The 6675-nt window shown below is 47.3% G+C and carries 6 protein-coding genes; all 6 read left to right on the forward strand.

Annotation, left to right across the window (positions count from 1 at the left end):
* The first annotated feature begins 96 nt into the window (after positions 1 to 96).
* The 6 genes from B3M90_RS10920 (at position 97) to B3M90_RS10945 (ending at position 6652) form a co-directional block, all read left to right on the forward strand.
* Positions 97 to 1671: a S8 family peptidase gene (locus B3M90_RS10920; protein ID WP_290784078.1), complete on the forward strand. Its 1575-nt coding sequence runs from the start codon at positions 97 to 99 to the stop codon at positions 1669 to 1671.
* A 135-nt stretch (positions 1672 to 1806) separates the two neighbouring features.
* Positions 1807 to 3366, forward strand: a complete 1560-nt coding sequence (locus B3M90_RS10925; protein WP_290784080.1) for a S8 family peptidase — start codon at positions 1807 to 1809, stop codon at positions 3364 to 3366.
* A gap of 17 nt (positions 3367 to 3383) precedes the next feature.
* Entirely contained in the window at positions 3384 to 4100 is a 717-nt protein-coding gene (locus B3M90_RS10930; RefSeq protein WP_290784082.1) for a hypothetical protein, read from the forward strand.
* Between the two features lie 79 nt (positions 4101 to 4179).
* Positions 4180 to 4869, forward strand: coding sequence for a hypothetical protein (locus B3M90_RS10935; RefSeq protein WP_290784084.1), 690 nt, complete (start codon positions 4180 to 4182; stop codon positions 4867 to 4869).
* Positions 4870 to 4884: 15 nt separating this feature from the next.
* Entirely contained in the window at positions 4885 to 5571 is a 687-nt protein-coding gene (locus B3M90_RS10940; RefSeq protein ID WP_290784086.1) for a hypothetical protein, read from the forward strand.
* A gap of 181 nt (positions 5572 to 5752) precedes the next feature.
* Complete coding sequence (locus tag B3M90_RS10945; RefSeq protein ID WP_231925659.1) at positions 5753 to 6652, forward strand: LCP family protein; 900 nt, start codon at positions 5753 to 5755, stop codon at positions 6650 to 6652.
* The last annotated feature ends 23 nt before the right edge of the window (positions 6653 to 6675 follow it).

Here is a 6675-nt window from a genome sequence, read left to right on the forward strand (position 1 = left end):
GGTGTTTTTTTTGATTTGCGTCAATGTTTCACTATATTCCACATAATTCCATCTAATCCGGGTATTAGTAAGAAAGACCTAGAGGGAGGAACGATGATGCGCACATGGATAGCAGGGAGTCTAGCACTTGGTTTGATCTTTAGTACGGTACCGGTCAATGCAATCGAGAAAAAAGAGGCGATTCGTCCTGCGACATTGGCGAAAGCAAAAGAAGTACCAGCCTTTTCGAAACAAGCGGGGAGTGCCTTAACAGGACGATTTGATTCAAAAGGATTAGCAGTCTGGTATTTTGACGCGAAGGATTTTGTCGCGAAAGGTACACACTTCGAGTTCGAGCTTGATTACAACACGTACGGGACGATGTTCGCGAGCAAAGCGGACGCTGAAGCGGGACGGATCTACAATCGCTATTACCAAGTCACGGATGATACGCTCTACTTCCCGCTCAGTTGGAGTGGACGGCAGTACTTAGTGCTCGAAGGGTATCCGGGCGACCGCTACTCCGTTCCTGCCTATATCTCACGTTACGAACCGATCGAGGAATCGATGACGGCAGCCGTTCAATCGGTCAAACCGGCACTGCTCGTGCAGACGCGCCCTGGTGCGATGCGAGCGCAAGCCTTCGGCGCCTTAAAAGTAGAGTCGGTCGCGTCAGAGCTTCGAATCGAGCGACTCGTCTATGCTTCCTATGCGGAAGCGAAAGCAGCGCAACAGAAATTCGAACGCTCATCAGCTGTCGCGTTCGCGGAGTTCGATGCACCAATTCAAGCATTCGGAGTCGATGCCTATCAGAAATATCAATGGTCGCTGCAGAATACGGGGCAAAAGAAAGGTCTCAAAGGGGCGGATATCGGTTTCGTCGCCATGCAAAAACGGATCAAAGGTAAAAAGTTATCTGCAACCAAAGTCGCAGTCCTTGATTCTGGTATCAATCCGAGTTACGCCGACTTCGCAGGGAAAGTCCGCATGGATCTTGGCTATGATTTCATCAATGGCGATAAGAGCGCCTGGGATGATAACGGACATGGCTCGCATGTCGCGGGGGTCATTGCGGCGGGTGGAAATAACACATACGGGATGACTGGCATCAATCCGATGGCGACGTTGATTCCGATCAAGGTCCTCGATGACTCAGGCGCTGGTTCAGTGTCAGGACTCGTCAAAGGCATTCAGCATGCGACGAAACAAGGTGCTCGGGTCATCAACATGAGTCTCGGCGGTAGTTCTTCTTCGAAATCGATCGAGTCGGCGTTAGCCGCAGCGGTCAAGAAGAACATCTTGATCGTTGCGGCATCCGGGAACGAAGGGCGTGGAACGATTGCTTATCCGGCTCGTTCGAAATATGTCTTGTCGGTCGGGGCGACAGGACGAAAAGATACGAAAGCCTCGTTCTCGAACTACGGGACGGGACTCGACCTTGTCGCACCGGGTGTCTCGATTCCAAGTTACCTCGCAGATGGGGAGTTGCTGTACGGTAGCGGAACCTCGATGGCGACGCCACACGTCGCTGGTGTCGCGAGTCTCTTGATCAGTTTGAAGCCGTCTTTGAAGGCAAGCAGTGTCGAAAGCATCCTCAAGAAATCGGCAAAAGATCTCGGGAAAAAAGGCTATGATACGAGCTATGGTGCTGGTCGGTTGAACGCCGATAGCGCCGTCAAACTGATTCCTTAAATCATTAAAGAGGTCCTGTGCTGACAGGGCTTCTTTTTTTCGGCCATTCATCGATTGATGGAGGTGAAAAGAACTAGAAAAATCAATTTTTTCCATTATAATGAAAAAGGATACAACGATAAGGAGTGAAATCAAATGAAAAAGGTCATCGTCAGCGCTCTCCTCGTGAGTGCATTTAGTACATATACGTTGGATACGACGGAAGCGGCGACAACGGCTAAAAAAGTGCCAGCCATCGAAGCGAAAACGAAAAAAGGCTATATCAAAGGAAAGTTCGATGCAAGTGGGAAAGCGTTGTTCTATTTCGATACGAAAACCTATCTTGCCGGCGGAACACACTTGAAGTTCGCCTTCGATGCTTCAAAGAAAGCGACCGTCTATACGTCACAGATGGAATATAAACAAAAAGATCCGTACGCGCGGTACGCGAACAGTAAAAAGACACTCTTTTTCCCACTGACGTGGAGTGGGCGACAATACATCGAAGTGACGGGAGCGAAGAATAAGGCGTTCACGATTCCCTATAAGCTCGAACGCCTCGAACCAATTCGTGAATACGCGACCAAATCGGCAACAACTGGACGAGCGACGAGTCTCGTCGTCCGTCTGAACGGGGCGACGAAAGCGAGCACGTTATCACGGACGTCGCGCGCCGCTCATCATGAAACGATCGACAGTACGCTACGACTCGAGAAGTTCTCCTACAACAGCTTCATTCAAGCGATGGCGGCGAAACGCCAACTTGAACAAACGAAGGGCGTCCGGTACGTCGAACTCGATCAACCGATGAAGTTACTCAGTACCGATCCCTTCCAGTCCGTCCAGTGGGCATTAAAAAACACCGGGCAGCGTGGAGGCGTTAAGGGAGCGGACATCGGTTATCACGCGATGGTCAAGCGGATTGCCAACAAATCACGTTCAACCGTTCGCGTGGCGGTCGTCGACACGGGCATCAATCCGACCTATGCGGATTTCGCCGGACGTGTCCGGATGGATCTCGGATACGATTTCGTTCATAAGCGCCAGCTCGCTTATGACGATCATGGGCACGGGACACACGTCTCCGGTGTCATCGCCGCAGCGTCGAACAATGGTTACGGGATGACGGGAATCAACGACCGGGCGAGCATCATTCCGATTAAAGTCATCTCGCGTAATAATTATGCGTCGAACTCGAATATCGCGAAAGGTATTCTGTTCGCCGTGAAACAAAAGGCGAAAGTGATCAACTTAAGTCTTGGCGGTGGCGGTGTTTCCCTGGCGATTGAAGATGCCTTGGCGGAAGCGCGCAAGAAAGGGATCTTCGTCGCGGCGGCGACCGGAAACGAAGGGGCGTCGAAACTGTCCTATCCGGCACGATCGAAATATGCCTTTTCGGTCGGGGCGACAAACCGATCGGATAAACGGGCTTCGTTCTCGAACTATGGTGAGGGGCTTGATCTCGTCGCACCGGGGCAAGACATCGCGAGTTACCTGCAAGATGGCGAATCGATCTTTTGGAGTGGCACGTCGATGGCGACACCGCATGTCGCAGGCGTCGCGAGTGTCCTCTATAGCTTGAAGCCGAGCATCAAGGTGACGGACGTCGAATCGATCCTCCGCAAGTCAGCGGAAGACCTCGGCAAAAAAGGTCGTGACACGACGTACGGATACGGTCGCTTGAATGCTGATCGTGCCGTTCAGCTCGTGAAATAAAGAGAGGGGATCAAACGATGAAAGTACTCGGAAAAGTGTTGGTGATCGTACTATTGGCGATAGCGTTTTTAGTTCCGGATACAGCATTAGCAGCAACAAAAGAAGAAACGCGCTTAACAGAATTGTATAAGGACTTAAAGCATGGGATGACAATCGAGCAGGTCGCTACAACACTTTATGGAAAAGAAGCCGAAAAACACATTCGATATCGGAAAGGACAGCCGACGATTTTACGCGTGCCGATCAATGACGAAACAGTCGAAGAAGGGCATAAGCAATTGATTCAAGTGATGGAGGATCGCTCCGTGAAGCAAGGTCCAAGCCTTGTCCTGCATTTCATGACAAAGAAAAGAAGTAACGTCTATCGATTGGTCATTAAAGGCGTTTTCATCGAGCGGAAGTCAACGACGGGGTACCGTGAGAGTACACGTCAGCTGAAACAAGGTGCGAAGCCGGAAAATGGAATGACGGAAAAACAAATCGACGCAATGCTCACGGGCAAAGGACTAGGTCATTGGACGACTGTTGCCAATATGAATACGACGTCAGGCTATTCGAAAGAGGAAGTTCGTCGGGGCTTTCAGGAATTGTATCGGATCAAGACCTATATATTTCCGACTTCACAAAAAAATAAGTGGAAAGAAATCAATTTCGCCTACAGTCACGAACGAAAAAAGTTTGTCGTAGATAATATCCGTATAGTAGGACCGAACGATACGGCGCCAGAGTTTTAACGAAGTACGTCCAGTTAACAAATGAACAAAAGTGGATCGTGTCGAAAATCATAGTCAGTATTAAAAAGGAGCTTGGAATATGAACACAACATTCATGAAAATCACGGTGGCGACGATCATCGCGGGATCAACACTCTTTAGTGGAACAGCATCTGCTGCAACGAAAGTTGAGACGACAGCAACGAATCAATACACAGCACTCAAAGCGGGTATGACGATGGAGCAAGTCGCAAAAGTCTTATACGGCAAAGACTACAAAAAACAATTAACGACGAAAAGCGGTTCACAAGTATTGAAGACGAAAGAAGAGTTTAAGGACGTTGAAGATAAGCGTAAAGAAATTTATTACGAAATCTATGATCGGAAGGCAAAGATTCCTCCGACTTTGATGTCGCTCGGTTTCATGACGAAAAAGAACGATTCCGTGTATCGTCTTATTTCAAAACAAGTCGAAATGGGACGGAATACATATTCCGAATACCGAGAGAGTACACGGAAGTTAAACGCGGGCGCTAAAATCAAGACGGGAATGACGGAGAAACAACTCGATGGTGTGCTCTCGGGGTCTGGTCTTGGGGAATGGGCTGGATTGCTTGAGGAAGATGCACGAAGCGTCTTCAGTGCGAAAGAAATCAAAGACTATGAGATTGAAGCGTTTAAAGGAAAATTGTATGTCTTCCAAAAATCGACGAAATCACGTGTTTACATTGAGATGAGTTATGACACGAAAAAGAAAGCCTACGTTATTGAAAATCACGAGACATTCTAAAAAGGAGATAGGAACATGAAAATGACATTTACGAAAGTTGCAGTAGCAACAGTACTCGCAGGAACGACTTTATTTGGAGGAGCAGCCTCTTCAGCGACGAAAGACGAAACGAAAGTCACCGACCGTTATACCGCATTAAAAGCGGGGATGACAATCGAGCAAGCAGCAAAAGTCATCTATGGAAAAGACTATAAGAAACAACTGACGAAAAAGAGTGGTTCGACGGTACTAAAGAAAAAAGCAGAGTATACAACCGTTTCACAAGGTCAAAAAACAACGGCATACACGTTCACTGATGAAAAGAACTTTACGAATATGTCTATTTTCCAGTTCATGACGAAAAAGAACAGCTCAGTTTATCGTCTGACAGGAAAGTCGTTAGATCTGTTTCGTGTTGACAGTTACTCAGGTGCGCGTGAAAGTAAGATGAAACTGCTAAAAGGAAAGAAAATCAAGACGGGAATGACGGAGAAACAATTGGATGCAGTATTATCTGGAACTGGTCTTGGTGAGTGGACAGGAGTGGACTCGATTGACTGGACATCGATTCAATCGAAACAAGAACTGGATTATGGACTCGGAATCAAAGCGCTCTCAAAAACGTACGTATTTCCGACTTCGACAACACAACGTAAACTCGTCATTCTGAACTATGATTATGAGAAGAAAACCTATAAAGTAGCTAGTCAAACATCACTCTAATGAACGAAGGAGCTTATCTGAACGATAGGCTCTTTTTTTCATCTTTTCCCGTTTTTGACAAATCCCTCTCAAATTTCGTTATACTCGGACTGTAAGTCTTTTTATACATAACCGATATTAACAAGAAGCAAAACACAGAAGGGAATGGACGCAGTTGGAACGAGTCAAAAAAAGACGTAAGGTGAAAAAACGCTGGACGCCACTGAAAATCATGCTATTGATTGCACTTGTCCTCGTCGTCGGTGTCGGCGGATTCATCGGCTATACATATTATCAAGTCGACCAAACGGTCAAAAAAATTCAATCACCCGTCAAGAATACGGGAGACAAAGTCGTCGAAGAGCAAAAGCCGGTCTCGGTACTATTACTTGGTGTCGACCAACGTCCAGGCGAGCGCGGGCGTAGTGACTCAATCATGGTCATGACATTGAACCCGACACGAAATGAAAGTCGATTGATCAGTATTCCCCGGGACACGAAGGTTGATATCGTCGGAAAAGGAACAAATGATAAAATCAACCATGCGTATTCATTCGGTGGACCGGAGATGGCAATCAAGACGGTTGAAAAATTCCTCAATATCCCGATCAACTACTATGCAGAGATCAATATGGAAGGGTTCACGTCGCTAGTTGATGCAGTCGGTGGGGTGACGGTCAATAATGATATCGACTTTACTGTTGAAGGAACGCATTTTGTTGTCGGGAAAAATAACTTAGATGGAGCAGCCGCATTGAAATTTACACGGATGCGTTACGAAGATCCACGTGGCGACTTCGGTCGTCAGATGCGACAACGGGAAGTCATTGCCCAAGTTGCGAACAAATTGTCATCCGATGTATCAGTCGGAAACTTCAATGCGATCATGGATGTCGTCGGAAAGAACGCTCAAACGAACGTTTCGTTCAAGCCGATGCGTACACTGGCTTTCGATTATATGGATGCCTTCCGTAACCAAAAGAACTTGAAGCTTGAAGGAACAGGTGGAAAAGAGGGAGACGGAATTTACTATTGGCATCCGACAGACGATTCATTGAAAGAAACACAAACAGCATTGCGTTATTCACTTGATATGGAATGATAAAAAGAGGCTGGGACATAACT

This window comes from Exiguobacterium sp. UBA6309 (assembly GCF_002439205.1).
Taxonomy (GTDB): domain Bacteria; phylum Bacillota; class Bacilli; order Exiguobacteriales; family Exiguobacteriaceae; genus Exiguobacterium_A.